Origin of the sequence: Shewanella algidipiscicola, from assembly GCF_003605125.1 — a bacterium.
Lineage (GTDB): Bacteria > Pseudomonadota > Gammaproteobacteria > Enterobacterales > Shewanellaceae > Shewanella > Shewanella algidipiscicola.
In genome coordinates this window covers 17,719-37,581 of sequence record NZ_QPQT01000017.1, presented here as the reverse complement: position 1 = coordinate 37,581, position 19,863 = coordinate 17,719, and the positions used below count along the sequence as shown (strand labels likewise).

The following is a 19,863-nucleotide window of genomic DNA, read 5'->3' as shown; positions in this document are numbered from 1 at the left end:
GGCAATCGGTTGCCTAGGTGCGGCGTTAATGTCTCCTGAACTGAAGTTATTTCCCTGTTGGGGCGCGATTATTGTATGACGTTGGTTGTCTTTTAGTGCGAGTGTGCTATTTTGCACGGCTTTTTACTCGTTGGAGCTTAAGCATGTTTGTTGGATTCGATTACGGTAGCGCCAATTGCGCCGTGGGAATAATGGATCAAGACACTGTTACGCTAATACCCTTGTCAACTGATTCACATTATCTGGTTTCAACCTTATATGCCCTCGACCGGGACCTTATTTGTGAGGCAGTGTTTAAAGCGCTGCCGGTTGAGCAGCAAAGCGCCTATGCAACAGCACGCTCAGCGCAGTTGAGTCGTGCCCGCCAAGCTCGTCGAGAGTTAGACCTAGATGCAGATGAACAGGCGGTTTTTGTTGGCGAACAAGCGGTGCAACATTACCTTGAGATGCCCGAAGAGGGCTTTTATGTCCGTTCACCTAAATCGTTTTTAGGTGCGACAGGATTACGAGCAGACCAAGTGGCCTTATTCGAAGATATCGTCACCATGATGATGCTGCACATCAAACAACTCGCCGATGCAAAGCTGGCGAGCCGCGGCCAAAAAGTGACCCATGCGGTGATAGGGCGTCCGGTCAACTTTCAAGGCATTGGCGGCGAAGAGAGTAATGCCCAAGCCGAAGATATCTTGCGTTTAGCGGCCAGCCGAGCTGGATTTGAGGCCGTGGCCTTTTTGTTTGAACCGCTAGCGGCAGGCATGGATTTTGAAGCCAGCTTAACCGATGATAAAACGGTGTTGGTTGTCGACGTTGGTGGCGGCACCACAGATTGCTCAGTGGTCAAAATGGGCCCATCGCATATCGACAAAGCCGATCGCAGCGACGATTTCTTAGGTCATAGTGGACAGCGGATCGGGGGTAACGATCTGGATATCGCCTTATCGATGAAAGCTTTTATGCAGCACATGGGGCTTGGCAGTCATATGGTCAATGGCCTACCTGTACCAAGTAAACCGTTTTGGAATGCGGTGGCTGTCAATGATATTAGCGCTCAGCGCGACTTTGCCAGCCTGAGCTCGCGCAATATGATCAAAGCGCTGATTACCGATGCCGAGCGCGCCGACTTGCTACAGCGCTTGTTAAAAGTGCAGCAAGATCAGCTAGGTTATCGTATTGTCAGAAGTGCTGAAGCGGCGAAAATTGCCTTGTCAGAGACAAGCAAAACCACAGTGACGCTAGATTATATTTGCCAGCAATTGGATGCCAATGTCGACGAGCAGATGTTTATCGATGCCATTAGTCAGCCTGTGGCGCAAATTCAATCTTTGATGGCTGCTGCGTTAGCCGAATCCGGTGTCATGCCCGATATTATCTACGTGACGGGCGGGACAGCGAAAAGCCCGGCTATCTATAACAGTATCGCGGCCATCTATCCTGCAATCGATATTGTCGTTGGCGATCATTTTGGTAGCGTCACGGCAGGATTAACCCGCTGGTCGCAACGCATCTTTAATTAAAGTCGGTTAATGAATGCCTGATAACCAAGGTTATTTCATTCTGACGCAGGCGATTAGCTCAAGGCGGTGGGGTTATGCCTTTAACGGTAAATAGGATTAATTTAGGTATTTACCGTTAAAAGGCATTATCATCCAGTGACTGATATTCAAGTAGGTATTTTAGGTGCGTACTCAAGTGGCTGATATGTGAGTGATTCAGATGCACGTCGCTTAAGTGAAGCCACTAAAGTTCAAGCAACTCACATTTAAGTCACCCAAGTTCAAATTATTCAGGCTCAAGTCATTCAGGCTCAAGTCATTCAGGTTTAAGTTACAGGGAAGCTACTATGTCATTTTTTTCATCATTTTTATCGCAAGCGCCAACAGCCCAATCCTATTCATCTAAGGGGTTAACCTCCTTGTTACTTGCTAGCGTGATGTTAATGGCCACAGGCTGCGGTGATGATGTCGGCAAGGTGAGTCTTGGTCTGTTTACTACAAAAGATGTGCTTATCGATGCTTTGGACGATCCCAAAGTGCCGGGTGTCACCTGTCATATTAGCCGTATTGAAGCCAACCTAGATTTTGCCGATCCCTCTGATATGGGTATCGCCTGTCGCCAAACTGGGCCAATAACCGCCGCGGATATTGCCACCATCGATAAGAGCAAAAATGGCGAGGTGGTGTTTAAGGCTTCATTGAGCATTTTATTTAAAGTGCTTAAGGTGCGCCGAATCTATGATGCTGAAAATCAAACCTTAATTTACCTGTCGTATTCAACTAAAGAAACCAATGGCAGCCATAAGCACGCCCTCTCAACGGTGCCTTTATATGGTACACACGCTTGGCAAGACCCAGCAACTAAGGCTGGTAACTCCGTACGTTAAAAAGAATGTGCTAACCCATTTTATACTTGCGATGAGTAAGCGCTAATTCGAAGTGTTAGTCCGGTAAGTCTCCCGTTGAGTATTTTAGTCACATAGACCAGACTTGGGGGCGATGGCATCGGGTTTAACCATTACAATCTCTGGTTAAACCTTTAGCGCTACCCTTTGTTTACCCCCTAGCCTGAGTGCACCAACGCCTCATTTAGCCTTGGGCTTGATTGAACCGCTCAAAAGCGCGGGCTAAATCGTCAATGAGATCGTCCGGGTTTTCCAGTCCTATGTGTAAGCGGATTAAGGGTTTACTGCTGTCCCAGTGGGTTGCTGTGCGCAGTTTATCGATTCCAAATACGCCCAAGATCAGACTTTCATAACCGCCCCAAGAAAAGCCCATCTTAAAGTGTTCCATATTTTCGACCAGTGCGGTAACCGATTTGAGGTTGCCTTGCTTTAACACAAATGAAAATAAACCATTGGATGCGTTGAAATCGCGTTTGAAAAATGCATGACCTGGACAGCTTGCAAATGCGGGGTGACGAATATGATCCACCTCGGGTCTGCTGACTAACCAATTAGCGACTTTAAGCGCATTTTGTTCATGCTGTGCCATACGCACGCCCAATGTTCTCAGTCCGCGACTGGCAAGATAGACATCGTCGGCAGAGGTACACTGACCCATTAAGTAACTGTTTTCCCGCAGTTGATCCCAATGCAGACTGTTTGCTGTGGCCGTGCCCAGCATCACATCTGAGTGACCTACAATATACTTGGTAGCAGCCTGGATCGAAATATCGACCCCCATATCAAATGGACGCGAGTTGATAGGTGATGCCCAGGTATTATCTAACATGACCACCATATTATGCTGGTGGGCAATACGGCTGAGGGTGGGCACATCTTGCACTTCCATGGTGATAGAGCCGGGGGATTCGAGAAATAATACTTTGGTATTGGGCTGGATAAGCGTGGCGATGTCGGCGCCAATCATGGGATCGTAATAGGTGGTATCAATGCCGAAGCCTTTGAGCAGCTTGTCGCACAGATCCCGGGTCGGTTCGTAGGCGCTATCGACCATCAAGAGATGATCGCCAGCCTTTAAAAACGATAATAATGCGCCCGAGATGGCAGCAGAACCAGAAGGGTATAACGCGGTACCGACGCCGCCTTCTAGTTCGGCGATGGCGGCTTGAAACGCAAAGTGGGTAGGGGTGCCGCGACGGCCATAAAACATCTCGCCATTGGCGCGGTTTTTGGTGGCAAAACGCATCTCTTCCATAGTGTCAAAGATCACGGTTGATGCGCGAAATACGGGGGGGTTAATCACCCCTTTAGTCCACTTTTTGTCTCTGCCTAGGCTAACTATCTGCGTCTCTTTTTTCATTGTGGCGACTCCCACCCTTATTTTATTTTTAGCCATCTTAACATCTAAATGGCCAAATGAAAGGGCGGATGGGCAATGAACGCAGATATTTTACACTGGGTTGATCGGGAGTTTGATGCTGATCATCACGCCTTGGTGTTGGCCGTTTTGCTGGATGTTTTTAGCTTCAATGCTGCCTTGATGGAACGCGGTAACCAAGCGCGCTATGTACAGGCCTAAGCCTAAGTGGGGCTTATCTTGATTAGGTTGTGGGCGCACCGAGACCATAGATTCAAAAATTTGCTCACTCATATTTTCAGGTAGTGCAGGCCCTTGGTTGTAAACGCTCAGCATGGCGATACGGCCTTTGGCATGCAGTTTCACCTCTATAGGTGTAGCGGGTAGGCTAAATTCAATGGCGTTAGCGACTAGCTTATCCATCAGTTGGGCAATATATTCTGGCACCCCTTGCATCTTAAGCGGCTCGGGGCAAATATCGACCTCGAACATCTGCTTAGGGTAAGTGATTTGATAACCCTGCATGCAGCCCGAAATCACTTTTGCCAGTGGGAAAGTATCTATTTCGGCGTGGGTAAGTGCCTCTTCTAGCCGTGTTGCCTCACTCATGTTGTTGAGGATCATACTAAGGCGGCTGACCCCCTCTTGAGCACGATCGACATATTTTTGATGCTCAGGTGGCAGTGCCTGGGCGTTGAGGTGTTCCAAGGATGAACGCACTACGGCAACTGGGGTGCGCAATTCATGGGATAATCGTGATGACATGTTTTCAAGGTAATGAGTATATTGACCTAACCGGCTGACAATGCTTGCAAAGCTGCGTGATAAGTCACCAATTTCATCGCGCACTTTTGAGCCCACAATGGCCCGTTTAATCCGGCCTTGGCTGTCGATGGCTTGTTCGGCTTCATCCCTGAGCTTGCGGATGCGACTGGAGATGCTCGAGGCGAAAAAGAATAGGGCAAGGGTTCCCATACTCATCACGGTAATGATCACGTTAAACAGCTTTTCGAGTGCCTTGTTGCGCAGGGTGCGAATACCATGAGTGGTTTCTTCGGCAATCACCACTCCCATGACGGTATCGTCAATCCAAATCGGGCTGGCAGCAGCCAAGACCACCGCTTTTCCGTCGGGAGTTAAGCGCCAAGTTGAGCCAAACTTGCCCGATAAGGCGCGCTTAATATGGCTACCTTCGAGTACGGCTGAGTCTTGCAGCGAGTCGACAAAGTCCTTGGCTGGGGTGGTCAGTACGCGATAGTAGAGTGGGTGTAAATATTCTTGTTTAAAATGCTCCCAAGCACTTTCATCGCTGCGTTCGGTTGCCGCTTGAGCCCAAACGTTATTGTTACTGTGAATATCACCCGATTTAGCCAAGACTCGCCCATGTTTGTCTACCACCCAAATGCGTGAGCTGTTATGGCTCATGCCTTTGATAATACTTTCAATTTCAGGGGACGGAACCAATACAGTACCCAGTTCATTCACATCGTCTGTGGCCGAGGTGCCGACAATGGCTTCTACCCGTCGGTGGCGTTTATCGTTGACATCGGCGATGGCAAACCCCAATTTACTGCCCACCATGTCCAGTGGGATCCGCAGCTCAATATTATAACCTTGTTCCGTCTTACGCCATTTACCTTGAATTTTTAGCTCTGGCGTAACGGGGGTTTTTCGCTTAGGGTTTTCAGGCAATTGGAATGCGCTTATCCAGCCATCGCGGATGGTGGCGACAATATAACGTTTAAATTTGCCGTCAGGTGTCTGAGTGGCAATGGCTAGATGATCATTGGTTTCAATACTTAAGCTATTGGTGCCGCGGTATACCACATTCGGATCTGTGACTTCGAAAAAGGCGTACAGGTGGCCGGCATATTTGCCGACCATATGGTTAAAGTGGATCGCGGGTGGATGATTATCGTTAAGGTTAAACAGTTGATGCTCTTGGCCGTAATGGAGGCTGCGGTGACGATAATTACCCCAATCGTTGAGTTTGCCATCGAGCTGGATAGGGCTTGCCAATGGATAGGCGTATAAGTCTCGTCCTTGCTCCACTCGTGACAAAAAACTGGCTTGTTTGTCGAACAGTTTTGGTCGCTCATGCAGGGCGGTCGCTAATGCTTGGGTCGTGCCTTCGAGGGTTTTTTCTTGACCGTGGCGCAGGTATTTTTCCATCTCCCACACGTATTGATAGCCCAGCCAGGGTAGGCAGAGTAAAAATAGAGACAAGATGGCGACTTTGGTGCGTAGCCCAATAGGCAAAGGAAACATAACTAGCCTTGGTTATCCCAGCGATATCCCATGCCATAGACGGTATCAATACAGTCAAAGGTGTTGTCTTGGGTGATAAACTTTTTGCGGATCCGTTTAACATGCGATGTGATGGTGCTGTCGTCAACATAGATTTTGGCGTCTTGCATCAAGGCTTGGCGGCTGCGCACATGCCCCGGATGTTTGGCTAAGGCATGCACCATCCAAAACTCAGTGACGGTGAGCTCAATGGGCTGATTCTTCCAGTACACCTGAATGCGGTTAACATCGATAGAAAGATGACCATGCTCAATGAGCTGGGCATGTTGCGTGCTGTTTTCTTGTATTTCTGAGCGGCGAAACAGCGCGGCTAAACGCGCGATAAGATGAGGAAAACTCACATCTTTACTCAGGTAATCATCGGCGCCTAAGCGTAAGCCGCAGACAGTATCAAAATCGCTATCACGGGCAGTTAAAAAAATAATCGGCAGCTGGCTAGACATGGCTCGCAATGATTGACACAGGGTAAAGCCACCATCGATTTCATTTTCAAGGCCAATATCAATAATCGCTAAGTCGGGCAGACGGGTAGTGAAAGCCTGCATCGCACTGGGGCGATTGGCATAAGCTTGAACGCTGTAACCTTGCTGCTGCAACACCTCTTTATAGTTTTCACGGATCGCCGCTTCATCTTCTACTATTGCAATACGCTTCATTGCTCTCTCATCGCAGTATGACTATTTAATGGATGGTGACTATACAGCAAATTTTTTTCGATAAAAGTGACTTAAGGTAATTGCCATTTTGTTGCCACAATTGGTCGCTGCAATGCCACTTTTGTTCCCTGCCTGTGCCACTTCACTGCGTTTTAATGAACTCATCGCCATCATGTCTCCGGTTTTGCTTCACCCTCATTTTTGCCGGGACATCACATTAAGGATAACAAGATGAAAAAGCAGATTATTTCCGTATTGATCGCCAGCGCGCTATTAACCTCTTCCTTTGCTCACAGTGCTCAAGATAACAGTAATTTAGATAACGGCAATTTAGATGGCAGTGCTCCAGCAAGTGTTGAAGCCTCATCAGACACCGAAGCGCTTATTGGCGTCGGCTCAGGTATCGTTCTGGGCGCCGTTGTGGGTGGACCTGTCGGAGCGATTATCGGTGCCTTTACTGGCGGCATGATAGGCCAAGCGGTGGCCGATGACAGTGAAATAAAAACTCAGCATGCGTTGCTCGCTGAACAAGAGCAGCAGCTCGCCATGCTTAACCAGCAAAATCGTGAATTTGAGCAGGTCAGTGAGCAATACAACCATGCGCAGCGTGAGTTAGCTCAGCTAAAGCAGCATCAGCAAGCGGGCCTTGAAGAGCTGGCTTTAGGCTTAAATGTACAGTTTAAAACCGGTTCATCGGTGATAGAACCTCATTTTCAAAGCCAGCTCAATGATGTGGCGGATCTGATGTCACTGTCGCCAGAATTAACATTAGATTTAACCGGTTATGCCGATCGTCGTGGTGACTCGAGTTATAACCAAGCCTTGTCTGAGCAGCGGGTCGCTGAAGTTAGCCGTTATCTTGTTAAACAGGGGGTGGATGAGGCGCGTCTTAACGCCAAAGCCTATGGAGCCAGTGCTCCAGTTAAAGATGAGCAGAGTTTTGAAAATGATTTCTTTGACCGCCGCGTGACCATTCAATTGTTTAATGCTGATACCGCCATTGCGGCCAACTAGGCTCAAACGCGAGTGACAAGGAACACTGACATGGATATTGACTATCACCGTTCTACCAACCCTTGCCCCCTGAGGGGGGCTTTTTTATCTCAGGGGGCTGCGCGGCTCAATTTTGTGGCGCTGTTATTATGGCTTAATCACCACAAATGGCAGCGCTGGCTAGCCCTGACGATGTACACCACCTTAACTCTTAGTACCATATTGCCCCGCAGTGTGCTGGCACAGTCTGATGATGAAACCTTATTGGGGAGTAGTCAGCTTATCTATTCGTTATCTAGTCCCTTATCTGAGCCAACATCAGAGCCGTTAACTGAATCGGCTGAGGCTTTATTATCAGAGACTTCGCACCCCAATGCCTTTGCGTTCAGTGCATTGCCGATTGAGACTCAAGTCGATATGCAGATATCGGGCTGGGTCAACCGAGTGCAGGTGAAGCAGTTTTTTCACAACGACACTGCCCAGTGGCTTAACGGCATGTACCTGTTTCCGTTACCCCACGATGCCGCCATCGACAGTATGACATTACATATTGGTGAGCGACGCCTGCAAGGTGAGATATTTCCTAAAGCAGAGGCAAAACAGCAGTTTGAGCAGGCAAAAACCAGTGGAAAACAAGCCAGCTTACTCGAACAGCAGCGGCCGAATATGTTTACCACCCAGGTGGCTAACTTAGCCCCAGGTGAAACCTTAGTGGTAGAGATTGCCTATCAGCAATTGGTCAATTACCAAGCGGGAGAGTTTAGCTTGCGTTTTCCGCTGGCGATCACGCCTCGCTACGATAATGATCCCGCAGTGACTTCATCCCCAGCTAATGGCAATTATGCTCAAGCAAAGCTGTTAGCAGCAAAAAAAGTGGGCTCTGCGTCTTCGGTTGGTAAGGTAAACCTCAATATTCATCTCGATGCGGGTCTACCTTTAGCCAGTATTGATGCACCCTATCATAGGCTCAAGCAAGCGTCACTTGAACAGGGGATTACGGCGCTGCAATTAACCCAGACTTTAGCGGCAGATAAAGATTTTGTCTTGCGCTGGCGTCCTGAGCTGACACAGGCACCGACCGCCGTTGCTTTTGCTCAGTCGGGTAAAACTCACCGCCGGACAACGGCTGAAGATACAGTACTTGCCGATAAGCAAGGTGGCGAAAATGACTATGCCATTGTTATGGTGATGCCGCCGCAAGCCGAGCACGCCGAGAAAATGGCGCGGGAACTCTTGTTGGTGATCGATACATCGGGCTCGATGCACGGTGATTCAATGGCGCAAGCCAAAAGTGCTTTGCAATATGCGCTCGCGGGGCTGACTCCAGCGGATACGTTTAATGTGATTGCGTTCGAATCGACAGTGCAGACATTATCGACATTTGCATTGCCAGCCACGGCGGCGAATTTAGGGTTGGCTAATCAGTTTATTCAAAATCTTGTGGCCGATGGTGGCACCGAAATGGCCCCAGCGTTACTGCGTGCCTTTGCCCATACGAGTCCAGATGAGTTACAGCCATCAAGAGATACGCGTCTTAAGCAAGTGGTGTTTATCACCGATGGCGCAATTGCTAACGAGCAGCAGCTGTTTGAACTTATTGCCGACCATATTGGTGACAGTCGCCTGTTTACTGTGGGGATTGGCGCCGCGCCTAATGGTTTTTTCATGCAACGAGCGGCGCAAACCGGACGCGGCACATACACCTATGTCGGCAAACTGGATGAGGTTAGCACGCAAGTGGGCCAGCTGCTGGCCAAGATCGAACACCCTTTGGTGAGCAATATCGATTTACGCTTGAGCGATGGCACTATTCCCGATTATTGGCCGGTAAATATCGGCGATCTCTATTTAGGCGAGCCTGTGATGGTGGCGGTCAAACTCAAATCGAATCAACATCAATACCAGAGTGATGAGCTTATCGTTTCGGGTAACTTCGGTGGTTCGCAGTGGCAACGGCGCGTCGGATTGCAACGCGATGATAAAGCCAAAGGGCTTGATCTTATCTGGGCACGCAAACAGATTGAGGCGCTCATGTTGAGTAAAAATAGTAGTAATGTTGAGCGCGTAAAGCGTCAAGTGACTCAAATCGCACTGGATCATCACTTGGTGAGTCCCTACACCAGCTTGGTGGCTGTCGATAATCGTGTCGTGAGACCCGCAGAGCAAATGAGTCTCGATGGGATAGCCAGCACATTACTGCCTCAAGCATCCATGGGGCAATGGCCGCAAACAGCCAGTGAGAGTCGGCTCTTTTTAGCCATTGGTAGCATGTTGCTGCTACTACTTGGCGCCTATTGGGTAAGTTATGCCGGTGTGATGCAGCGCGGCTTGTTGATGTGCTTGCAACGTATACGAGGAAAAAGATGCCAGTACAGATAAGGGCTCATCGTCATCGCATCATGCTATTGGTTGGTATTGTTGCGATTGTATTTTTGTTTAAAGGAGGCTATATGCAGGCGAAGGCACATTTTGCCCAATTTCTAATCGAGCAGGCGTGGAGCGATACCTTAAATGATGGTAAGCAACATAAGCCATGGAGTTGGGCCGACACATATCCCGTGGCTAAGCTGCAATTTGTTTCAGGGCAGGGGCAGTTGCAGGGACAAGCCTTATATGTATTAGCGGGGGCATCAGGCAGAAACTTAGCGTTTGGTCCTGCCACGCTAATGGGGGCAAATCAACTTAATGGCTGGGGGAATACTGTGATTGCTGGCCATAGAGATACTCATTTTGCCCATTTAAAAGGGGTGCAACCTGGGCAACTACTGCGGGTGCAAGATAGCTCGTCAGCAACGATTGATTATCGGGTAGTGTCGATTCAAATTGTGGCCGAAGCCGATACTAGGCTACTTGATGGGCAAGATGATTTGCAGCTAACCTTAGTCACCTGTTATCCCTTTGACAGCTTGAGTGCGCAAAGTCGCTGGCGTTTTGTGGTGATAGCGGAGCCTGTGGCGGCAAAGCCACAAATACAGCTGGCCTCAGTTGCTGCTTAAGTGATGTTTTATAATAGTGAGCGGCGCTGCGGGTTTATTTTCAGCGCCGCGTGAGGGCTCATTTCATTTAGATGGGCATCACACGATTGCGCCCGAGTCGTTTGGCATCATAAAGAAAACCGTCACTGCGCTCAATTAGCTCGGCTGGACTATCTTGCTTGTGCCACTCGCTGACCCCAAAAGAGGCTGTAATGGTATCGATCAACTGGTCTTTACGACGATCTTTGATACTGACTTTTTCCAGTGAACGGCGCATGGCTTCAGCCAGATGTCGCGCCTTACGCTGGTGGCTTTTAGGGACCAAAATGGCAAATTCCTCACCGCCAAAGCGGTAAATTTTACTGCCATCGCGGCACGCTTCACTTAGGCGTTTAGCGACGGCCTTTAGGATGTTGTCGCCAAGTAGGTGGCCGTAAGTGTCGTTAAAGCCTTTAAAATGATCAATGTCGACCAAAATAAGGCAAGTGCCTTCAGGGGCTTGCGAAAGAATGCCGGCCAAATCTTGATCGAACGCTCGGCGATTGAGCACACCAGTTAGCGCATCATAATAGACATCTTTTTCTGAGCGTTTCAACTTGCCGCGTAGGGCATCTATCTCTTGTTGTGCCTGTTGTAATTTGGCGGTAAAAAATTCAGTACTGGTGCGTATGTCATCAGACTCTTTTACCAAATTACGTACTAGCCCGAGAACTTTTTCTAGGCTGACCCCTTCCTCGTCAATGCGATTGAGTTGCTCGAAGTTGTGATCTATCCGCTTTTGAAAGCCTTTGGCATCATGGTTGGTATCTTTAAGTGATTGTGATAGTTCCAGCGTCATGGCTTCTAAATTTTGCCGCATGTCCAGTACATCGATTTCAACTGGATCAGACAAGTGTTCGCGATACAATAATTGAGCATTGACGGGGGGACAAGTTTGATACTGGGCTACTAGGTTATCCATTTTTTCAACTAGTACCGGATGTTGCTCACCCACATAGGCGTACCATAATGCGTAATTTGTTGGGGTGGTGGGGATCTGATGTTTTAACATCAGTGGTACTGCTTTTTTAAGGTTGATGGCTGCTGTACGCATCAGATCTTTTGACATGGTGAAAGCTTCCTCGCGGTACTGACCATTTCTTGAGTAGCAGTTTACGCAATATTCATCGGTCTAGACGCGATATGAGTCGCATTAATGCCTCGCAACCGCGAGGCTCGTCTTGGTTCATTAATGTTAGCCGCTTAATGATGATTATGGATTGGGCTGTTGATTTGGCGCCCAATCAAGCCAATCAGTCTGTGGTTTATCATGTAGGATAAAAGCCTGATTGCTGCCCAGTCGATTGGCTGAGCTGGTCACCGCTTGTGTCGCGACCCCGATACCACCAGTGAGTATGGTCTCAAGTGATCCTGTTTCTATTTGTGCGCCAGAAAATAGACCTACATCGATCTTGATGCCTGACATATCCCAAAATTGACTGCTTTGATTGACTAAATGTTGATAGCGCGTATCGATTTGTGCTCGCATGTTGACTTCAGTTCCGTTGTTTGATAGCTGATAATGGGCTATTTCACCAATCTTAATGCCGCGAAAAATAATGGGACTGCCTATTCTTATGGAGCCTAAACTGCTGTCGATAAGGGTCACTTGCAGCGAGCCATCATCTAGTTGCACTGGGTTGTCGGTTAGACCAATAAAATGCTGACTTAAATGTTGACTATTACCAGGAAGGACTGCCACGTAGGGGCCGGTAAGTAGGGTTTCAGCCGCCTGAATGCCAGATAACGAAATCTGTGCATCGACTAAAAAATATTGCGCATCTTGGCGGGTAAATGCCTTGGCATAATCTCCATAAAGATAAGCATCGACATTCACCGTACTGAGGTCGTCATTGAGTTTAACCTGCTCGATTTCACCCACCTGATGACCTAAATAGCGAATAGCGGCCTTGGCCGCTAACTTAGTTGTGGCGGGAAAACTAAGCGTGATAGGGGTTGCCTTGGCTAAAGCAAGCGCCTTAGAGCCATATAAGTGTTGGCGATTAACAGCATTATCGCTATCGAGTAGGCCTAAACTTACGCTCCCTTTGATCGCGCCACTCAAAGGAGCTACCTCTACATTGACCCCTCGTAAGCTGGCATCGACAGTCAAGGCGCTGTTACGCCAAAACACAGTTTTAGGGGTTAACAGTGAGTCAAATTGCTTATCAATGCCTAGGGTGATGGCAAAATTGTTGCTCTGCGGCTGCCAAGCCACATCGAGCACTTGGCCAATTTGCATCTTTTTAAAATAGAGCGGCGATGTCACACTTAAATCGGCGCCGTCTGGGCTCAACAGGGTGATGCGTCGCTGAGCCGCTTGACTGATGGCTTCCTTCGCCTGTTTCTGCGAGCTAAATAACGCTAAGGTGCTGTGCTCTTTTACTAGGGTTAAAGATTTGCCTTGAATTAGACTGATCGCCCCTTGAGTGAGTGTATCTAAGTCACGAGTCTTCACCGTGATCCCATCAATTGATGCGTCAATAGCTAATGCTGATTCAGGGATGAAATAACTACCAGATGAAATAAGCCTTTGATATTCTGGCCATATATCTATTGAATATTCGACGCCGCTGTAATCTTGTTTAAACCGCACAGCGCTGACACTGCCAATAGGCAACTGTTTAAAGCGAACCTGTGCTCCAATGTTGATGCCTGGGTTTTCGTTGGCCGTTAATGTCAACGCGAAAGGTTGGTTATGTAATGGCGGGGCGCTATCGAGTAGTGGATACTGTGCTAAAGGCTCACCTGTACCGGGCATAAAATTGATCACGCTACCTGTGAGTAAGCGTGCGGCATGTTTAATCCCCTTTGTCGAAATGCCGGCGCCTTCGACCCAAAATTGTGCCGTACCACTCAAGAGATGGGCATAGTCGGTATCGAATGTTGCATCAAATTGGACGCCAGCGTCACTTAAATGTGTGTGGGTGACGCGGCCGATCTCTATGCCACGAAATACAATGCTGGCACCCGTTTGAATGGCATCGGCGTTACTGGCCAGCAGTGAGAACCCCACGCCACCAATGGCGGCATCTTTATTATCAAAAATGGTATAGTGTTGATTTGGCTCGGCTTGGAGGCCATTAGGATCGGATGAAAAGCTGACGCCACCGGCTAAAATGGCAGACAGACTCTCGGTTTTTACCTTGATACCCGACAGTGAAGCATCGACGGCTAAACCTGAGACGTTCCAGAATTGTGAGTTTTGTTTCACTAAATGTGTGTACTGTTTCTGTATGTACGCATTAAATAAGATACTGCTGTCATTGACTAAGCGATAACTGAAAATTTTTCCGACCGGTATTTGACGATAAAAGATTTGCGAGCCTATATCGAGAGAACCTAAGGTAGGGCTACTCAGTTGCACCATTAAACCGTCGGAACCTGGTGCGACTGGCGGGGCTTGGTCTTCGGCGATAAACTCATTGCGATCATTGCCATCACCAGGTTGAATGGCGATATAGTTACCGGAAAAAAGCGCATCGAGCCCCTCAACACCTGTGATTGAGGCTTTAGGGGTGACCAGCCAAAATTTGGTGTTGTCTTTTAAAAATGGGGTGGAGCGATAATCCATCAACAGATCGACATTCACACCTTGCAGAGCATCATCGATGCTAATGTCGACCACTTTACCTACGGTTAAACCTTGATAACGTACTAAGGTTTTACCGACGTCGATACCTGTGGCACTCGGAAAATGGATGCGCACATCGATACCCGATTCTCGGATACTCTTGACGCCCAGCCAAGCACCCAACGCCAGCGCGATGATAGGTAACAGCCAAATTGGCGAAAATAACTTTTTCTTTACTACTTTAGGTGTTTCAATTTTTGTCATTTTTCGCTTCCAATCGATCCCAGAGTAAACGCGTGTCTAATACTTTCGCCGCCAGTTGTGTCAGTAAGACGACTAATGCAAACGCCGTTGCAGCAGGGGCGGGTTTAGCATCAAATATTTGTCCCATATTAACTAAGGCGGCCGTTATCGATATAACAAACAGATCCAACATCGACCAGCGCCCAATCCATTCAATGATGTGAAAGCCTGTCATTAATGTCTTTTTTGAAATAGGTAGACGATAACTTATGGCAAGCAGGTAGGTTGCCAACCCGATAATTTTAAGCATGGGCACTAGAATACTGGCGGTAAATAAAATGATAGCAATAGGCCATAAGTCTAGATGAATCAAATGATTAATACCGCTAAAGATGGTGTCTCGGCGAACTTGTCCTTGGCTTGTCATTACCGTAATAGGATACAAGTTGGCTGGCACCAACAACACGGCTGCGGTGATCAGTAGTGCCCAGCTTTTTTGGATGCTGGCATAATCTCGGCTCTGTACGTGTTGGCCGCAGCGTTGGCAATAGTTATCTTCAATCCGGCATAGTTTGGCGCAAGTAGGGCAACAGGTGATCCCCGCTGCTTGTCCTTGCGAGTTGCTGTGAGTGTCATTCATTTAGCTGGTTCCACATATGCTCGATATCATATTCACGCTGCAAGAAAATCACCACAATAAATAAAATACTGAAGGAGAATGTCCCTATACCAAAATAGAGGTCGGTGTAGTCGGAGAGTTGAAACACTGAAACAAAGATACTAATCATATATATCTCGAGCATAGTCAACTCAGTCAACAGGCTATGCCAGCGCAACAGGTGTCGGTAAATATTACGAAAAAAGGGATTTTTCATTTGATACTTAACGATTAAAATTTGTGTTAATACAGACAAGATGAGTAAACCTGGGGCGATAACCGCAGCCACTAAAACTGCAATGCCAACCACCCAATACCCTTGAGATGCCACCGACATCGCCCCTTGAATCACGGTTGTGGTGCGTACACTGCCTAAAAAATGTAACTCTAATACAGGGAAAATGTTAGCAGGAAAATACAGTACTAAAGCGGTAATGCACAAGGCGAGCATGCCATTGATGGAGCAATATGGGGTGTCATACAAATTACTATGGCAGCGAGGACAGAGGGCTCTTACCCCAATAGGTAACGCCCGCTTGCTGACGATTAAGTCACACGAGCGGCACAGGATAATGCTCTTGTCTAACACATTTTTATCGGAAGTAATGATGCGTATTCCTATCGTTTGGGACGGGTGAAATACATTATTGCCCCCTATTTTTCAGATCCAAAAAGCCGTTGTTTATGCATGTCGTTACCATGATGCCTCAGTGTCTGTGAAGTCATTGGTAGCAAAATAATAGAACAAGATTCTATCAGATAAATTTGAACACTTGCATAACAACTTGTATTTATGAGATTCTAGGACTGTATATAAAAACAGTATGAGGGCAGGCATGGCAGTTATAACGAAATTTGTCGTAGTCAGAGAAGGGGTAGAGAAGATGACATTCACATCTAAAAAAGAGGCCGATGCCTTTGATAAGATGCTCGATATCGCCGACAATCTTCTTCCTTTTATCGAACAGGCTCAGTTAGGCCTTGATGACGATGCATTGGAAAAATTGAGTTTTTATTTAGCTGAAAATAAAGATCAACTGATGGGTTTATTAAAGGGCGGTGCGGTAACCAAACCTGCAGCAGTAAAAAAAGCCAGTAAAAAAACTGAATCAAAAGCATAATTTATTAGGACACCCTATGACTTCTGTGTGTTATGACACTTTAGCTCGCCAAACTGAGGCGTTATTTAGCGGCGAAGATAACCTTATCGCAGCCATGGCTAACTTTTCCGCATTAATTAATGACAACCTTGACGATATCAATTGGGCTGGATTTTATTTGGTTGAGGGAGAGCAGTTGATATTAGGGCCTTTCCAAGGAAAAGTGGCTTGTACTCGTATTCCAATGGGCAAGGGGGTTTGTGGCACATCAGCGCAGACCAATACCACGCAACGTGTCGCCGATGTACATCAATTTGTCGGCCATATTGCCTGTGATTCGGCGAGTAATTCTGAAATTGTCATCCCATTAAGACGCAATGGCCAAGTGATCGCGGTTCTCGATATCGATAGCCCATCTTTGGACAGATTTGATAAAGTCGACGAAAATGGCCTTGAATTAGTAGTAAAAAGTTTGGAAAAGGCTTTATTTGCTTAAACTAACATCAATTTTGCGCAATTGGTGGTCGCATTCGTATCTAGCAGGCTTATAATAGGCTGCTTGGCGAACATCAAAAACGCTGGGGGAGTATTTCATTGCTTGAAATGAATACTTGGCGTTTGTTAAGTGTAATTGATAAGGTATGTTAGACGAAACGCTAACGGGTGTATCTACGCTAGGTAAGATCATGCCCGTTAACAGCATCTAACAAATATGAACGACACGCCCACCAATAGATGTTTGGTGTGGTGATAGTCCCTTTTTTAACTGTGGAAGTAATGATGGAATCAACAGAAAAGTTGACCGACACCAACGCTATTCTTGCGTATTTATATGAAACATTTCCTTTGTGCTTTATTGCTGAAGGTGAAACTAAACCTCTTAAAATTGGATTGTTTCAGGACTTGGCTGAAAGGTTAGCTGATGATTCTAAAGTCAGTAAAACTCAATTGAGAATTGCCTTACGTCGCTATACTAGCAGTTGGCGCTACCTGAAAGGTATCAAAGCTGGGGCTAAGCGTGTTGACCTTGATGGCAACGAATGCGGTGAGCTAGAGCAAGAGCATATCGATCATGCACAAGCTACACTGAAAGAGAGTCAAGAAAAAGCCAAGGCTAAACGTCTAGCAAAAGCGGCAGCTAGCAAGGGCGAAAATACTCAGCCTAAGGCTGAAAAGAAGCCCTTTAAAAAGCCTACGCCTAAGCGCAAGCCTGCGGCGGCTAAAGTGGCCAAACCTGACGTTGCAGTACAAAATTTGACGCCTGCTGTCTTAGGCGAGTTGAAACCAAATCAACGCGTCAATGTCAAACTTGGTAAATCACCAGTAGCGGGTGTCGTACTCGACATCAAAAAAGAAGATATACAAGTGCAGTTAGATTCAGGATTAACCATTAAAGTGAAGGTTGAACATATTCTGCTATAACTGTTCTATTGTACAAAGGAGTAACTTGTTGATGCGAAAACTAACTCTGGTAGCTTCCATTGCCAGCATTTTTGTAGGATTCTCGGCTTGGGCATTGACGCCTACAATTCCATCAAGCGAGTTGCCCTCTTTGAATCAAGAGCCACAACATAAAGTGGCGAGTAAGCGAGTGGCCGACACCTATGCACGCAATCATTATCATCGTTTTAACTTTGATGATGCCTTTGCAATGCAGGTGTTCGACCGCTACTTAAAGCAGCTGGATTATCGCCGTAATGTGTTATTACAAAGCGATGTTGACAGTTTTAAGGTCTATGCAACCGAATTTGATGACATGCTTAAGAGTGGCGATTTAGCCGCAGCGTATAAGATGTTTGACTTGGCTCAACAGCGCCGATATGACCGTTTCGCTTATGCATTATCCCTGCTCGATACTGAAATTGACTTTAACGTCCCTGGTGACAGCTATCATTACGATAGAGAAGAGGCGGCTTGGCCAAAAGATGAAGCCGAACTCAATGAGCTATGGCGTCAGCGGGTCAAATACGATGCCCTCAACCTCAAACTCACAGGTAAAACGTGGGATGAAATTGTTGAAGTGCTAGAAAAGCGCTACAACAACGCCATCAAACGTTTGAGCCAAACTAAGAGTGAAGATGTATTTCAAGGCGTGATGAATGCCTTTTCTCGCTCGGTAGAACCGCATACCAGTTACCTTTCTCCGCGCAACGCTGAGCGTTTCCAAATGGAAATGAACCTAAGCCTTGAAGGCATAGGCGCGGTGCTGCAGATGGATGAAGATTACACCGTAATAAAAAGTTTAGTTGCTGGTGGCCCTGCGGCTAACAGTGAAAAACTCTCCCCTGAAGATCGCATCGTTGGTGTTGGCCAAGAAGGTAAAGAGATAGTCGATGTGATTGGCTGGCGTCTCGATGATGTTGTTGAACTCATTAAAGGCCCAAAAGGCAGTAAAGTGGTGCTGCAAGTCTTACCTAAGAAAGGTGGCTCTTCAGCTAAACCCACTTATGTCACAATTGTTCGTGATAAGATTCGCCTAGAAGATCGCGCAGCGACCTCTGAGGTGATTGAGCCTTCAAGCGGAGATTATGCTGGTCGCAAAATCGGTGTCATTAAGATCCCAGGCTTTTACATGAACCTGTCGCAAGACGTGTTTAAAGAGCTGACCAAACTGAAACAAGAAAATGTTGAAGGGGTCGTCATAGATCTGCGTGGCAACGGGGGCGGCGCATTAACCGAAGCCACCTTGTTAACCGGCTTGTTTATTGAACAAGGCCCAGTAGTGCAAATTCGTGATGCCAACGGTAGAGTTTCACAAAACCGTGATAATGATGGTCGGGTTGCTTATGCAGGTCCACTGACAGTGATGGTCGATCGCTATAGCGCTTCTGCATCTGAAATTTTTGCCGCGGCGTTGCAAGATTATGATCGCGCACTTATCGTTGGTGAGTCGACTTTTGGTAAAGGCACAGTGCAGCAGCATAAAAGCCTCGGGCGTATCTATGATATGTACGATAAGCCGATTGGGCATGTGCAATACACCATCGCTAAGTTTTACCGCATCGATGGCGGCAGCACCCAAATTAAAGGTGTCACACCCGATATTCCGTTCCCTAGTGCCTTAGAGCCGGGTGAATATGGCGAAGCCGAAGAAGATAATGCATTGCCGTGGGACAAGGTGCCGATGGCTCAATACAGCACCCTAGGCGACATCAATTCAAATTTGGTGGTTAATTTAGATGGCCGTCATCAACAACGAATTAAGCAAGACGTAGAATTTAGCTATATTTATCAAGATATTGCAGAATTTAAGAAAAGCCATAAAGAAACCAGTGTCTCCTTAGTGGAAAAAGAGCGTATTGCCGAACGAGAGGCGAGTGATAGTAAGCAGTTAGCACGTTTAAACGAGCGCCGTGCTGTTAAAGGCTTAACACCATTGACATCGCTCGACGATGCCGACGATGAGATGGCGTTACCCGATGCATTCTTAGATGAAACTGTGTTTATCACTCTCGATATGGTAGACATGGAACAAGTGGCTAAAAATCAGTCTAAATAAATGGCTGCCTAGAATAAAAAACGCGCTATTGGCGCGTTTTTTTTATCAAATTTTAAGTGACAAG

Annotated in this window: 16 protein-coding genes; 9 read left to right on the top strand and 7 right to left on the bottom strand. The window is 47.1% G+C overall.

Annotated features, from left to right (window positions below):
• Positions 1-143: 143 nt before the first annotated feature.
• A complete protein-coding gene (yegD, locus tag DVO77_RS16500) occupies positions 144-1,514 on the top strand; it encodes a molecular chaperone (protein WP_119979072.1) in 1,371 nt (456 codons plus the stop codon).
• A gap of 416 nt (positions 1,515-1,930) precedes the next feature.
• Positions 1,931-2,380 carry a CreA family protein gene (locus DVO77_RS16495; RefSeq protein WP_211328828.1) on the top strand — a complete coding sequence of 150 codons (450 nt, stop codon included), beginning with the start codon at positions 1,931-1,933 and terminating at the stop codon, positions 2,378-2,380.
• Positions 2,381-2,582: 202 nt separating this feature from the next.
• Here DVO77_RS16495 and DVO77_RS16490 read toward each other — a convergent pair whose 3' ends face one another.
• The 3 genes from DVO77_RS16490 to pdsR all read right to left on the bottom strand — a co-directional run bounded on the left by DVO77_RS16490 (position 2,583) and on the right by pdsR (position 6,718).
• Positions 2,583-3,758: a cystathionine beta-lyase gene (locus DVO77_RS16490; protein ID WP_110458984.1), complete on the bottom strand. Its 1,176-nt coding sequence runs from the start codon at positions 3,756-3,758 to the stop codon at positions 2,583-2,585.
• A gap of 90 nt (positions 3,759-3,848) precedes the next feature.
• On the bottom strand, positions 3,849-6,023 hold the full coding sequence (gene pdsS, locus DVO77_RS16485) for a proteobacterial dedicated sortase system histidine kinase (protein WP_119979070.1): 2,175 nt from the start codon (positions 6,021-6,023) through the stop codon (positions 3,849-3,851).
• Positions 6,024-6,025: 2 nt separating this feature from the next.
• A complete protein-coding gene (pdsR, locus tag DVO77_RS16480) occupies positions 6,026-6,718 on the bottom strand; it encodes a proteobacterial dedicated sortase system response regulator (RefSeq protein WP_119979069.1) in 693 nt (230 codons plus the stop codon).
• A 231-nt stretch (positions 6,719-6,949) separates the two neighbouring features.
• On the opposite strand from pdsR, the gene pdsO reads away from it, so the two are divergent.
• Genes pdsO through DVO77_RS16465 form a run of 3 tightly spaced genes read left to right on the top strand, consistent with a single transcriptional unit; the run spans position 6,950 to position 10,707 of the window.
• Positions 6,950-7,732 carry a sortase-associated OmpA-like protein PdsO gene (pdsO, locus tag DVO77_RS16475; RefSeq protein WP_119979068.1) on the top strand — a complete coding sequence of 261 codons (783 nt, stop codon included), beginning with the start codon at positions 6,950-6,952 and terminating at the stop codon, positions 7,730-7,732.
• Between the two features lie 30 nt (positions 7,733-7,762).
• Positions 7,763-10,090 (top strand): marine proteobacterial sortase target protein, encoded by a 2,328-nt coding sequence (locus tag DVO77_RS16470; RefSeq protein WP_119979067.1) that lies wholly within the window; start codon positions 7,763-7,765, stop codon positions 10,088-10,090.
• Positions 10,075-10,707, top strand: coding sequence for a class GN sortase (locus DVO77_RS16465; protein ID WP_119979066.1), 633 nt, complete (start codon positions 10,075-10,077; stop codon positions 10,705-10,707). Before DVO77_RS16470 ends, DVO77_RS16465 begins: the two co-directional genes overlap by 16 nt.
• Positions 10,708-10,774: 67 nt before the next feature.
• On the opposite strand, the gene DVO77_RS16460 is transcribed toward DVO77_RS16465, so the two are convergent.
• The 4 genes from DVO77_RS16460 to DVO77_RS16445 all read right to left on the bottom strand — a co-directional run bounded on the left by DVO77_RS16460 (position 10,775) and on the right by DVO77_RS16445 (position 15,789).
• Positions 10,775-11,794 (bottom strand): GGDEF domain-containing protein, encoded by a 1,020-nt coding sequence (locus tag DVO77_RS16460; RefSeq protein WP_119979065.1) that lies wholly within the window; start codon positions 11,792-11,794, stop codon positions 10,775-10,777.
• Between the two features lie 144 nt (positions 11,795-11,938).
• Entirely contained in the window at positions 11,939-14,563 is a 2,625-nt protein-coding gene (locus DVO77_RS16455) for a PqiB family protein (RefSeq protein WP_119979064.1), read from the bottom strand.
• Positions 14,550-15,182 (bottom strand): paraquat-inducible protein A, encoded by a 633-nt coding sequence (locus tag DVO77_RS16450; protein WP_110458908.1) that lies wholly within the window; start codon positions 15,180-15,182, stop codon positions 14,550-14,552. The genes DVO77_RS16455 and DVO77_RS16450 overlap by 14 nt, the downstream gene beginning before the upstream one ends.
• Complete coding sequence (locus tag DVO77_RS16445) at positions 15,175-15,789, bottom strand: paraquat-inducible protein A (protein WP_162599241.1); 615 nt, start codon at positions 15,787-15,789, stop codon at positions 15,175-15,177. Before DVO77_RS16445 ends, DVO77_RS16450 begins: the two co-directional genes overlap by 8 nt.
• Before the next feature lie 247 nt (positions 15,790-16,036).
• On the opposite strand from DVO77_RS16445, the gene DVO77_RS16440 reads away from it, so the two are divergent.
• The 4 genes from DVO77_RS16440 to prc all read left to right on the top strand — a co-directional run bounded on the left by DVO77_RS16440 (position 16,037) and on the right by prc (position 19,799).
• Positions 16,037-16,321, top strand: coding sequence for a YebG family protein (locus DVO77_RS16440; RefSeq protein WP_110458910.1), 285 nt, complete (start codon positions 16,037-16,039; stop codon positions 16,319-16,321).
• 16 nt (positions 16,322-16,337) lie between these two features.
• Positions 16,338-16,796, top strand: coding sequence for a GAF domain-containing protein (locus tag DVO77_RS16435; protein ID WP_110458911.1), 459 nt, complete (start codon positions 16,338-16,340; stop codon positions 16,794-16,796).
• 284 nt (positions 16,797-17,080) lie between these two features.
• A complete protein-coding gene (proQ, locus tag DVO77_RS16430) occupies positions 17,081-17,722 on the top strand; it encodes an RNA chaperone ProQ (RefSeq protein WP_119979063.1) in 642 nt (213 codons plus the stop codon).
• A gap of 31 nt (positions 17,723-17,753) precedes the next feature.
• A complete protein-coding gene (gene prc / locus DVO77_RS16425) occupies positions 17,754-19,799 on the top strand; it encodes a carboxy terminal-processing peptidase (protein WP_119979062.1) in 2,046 nt (681 codons plus the stop codon).
• Positions 19,800-19,863 lie beyond the last annotated feature (64 nt).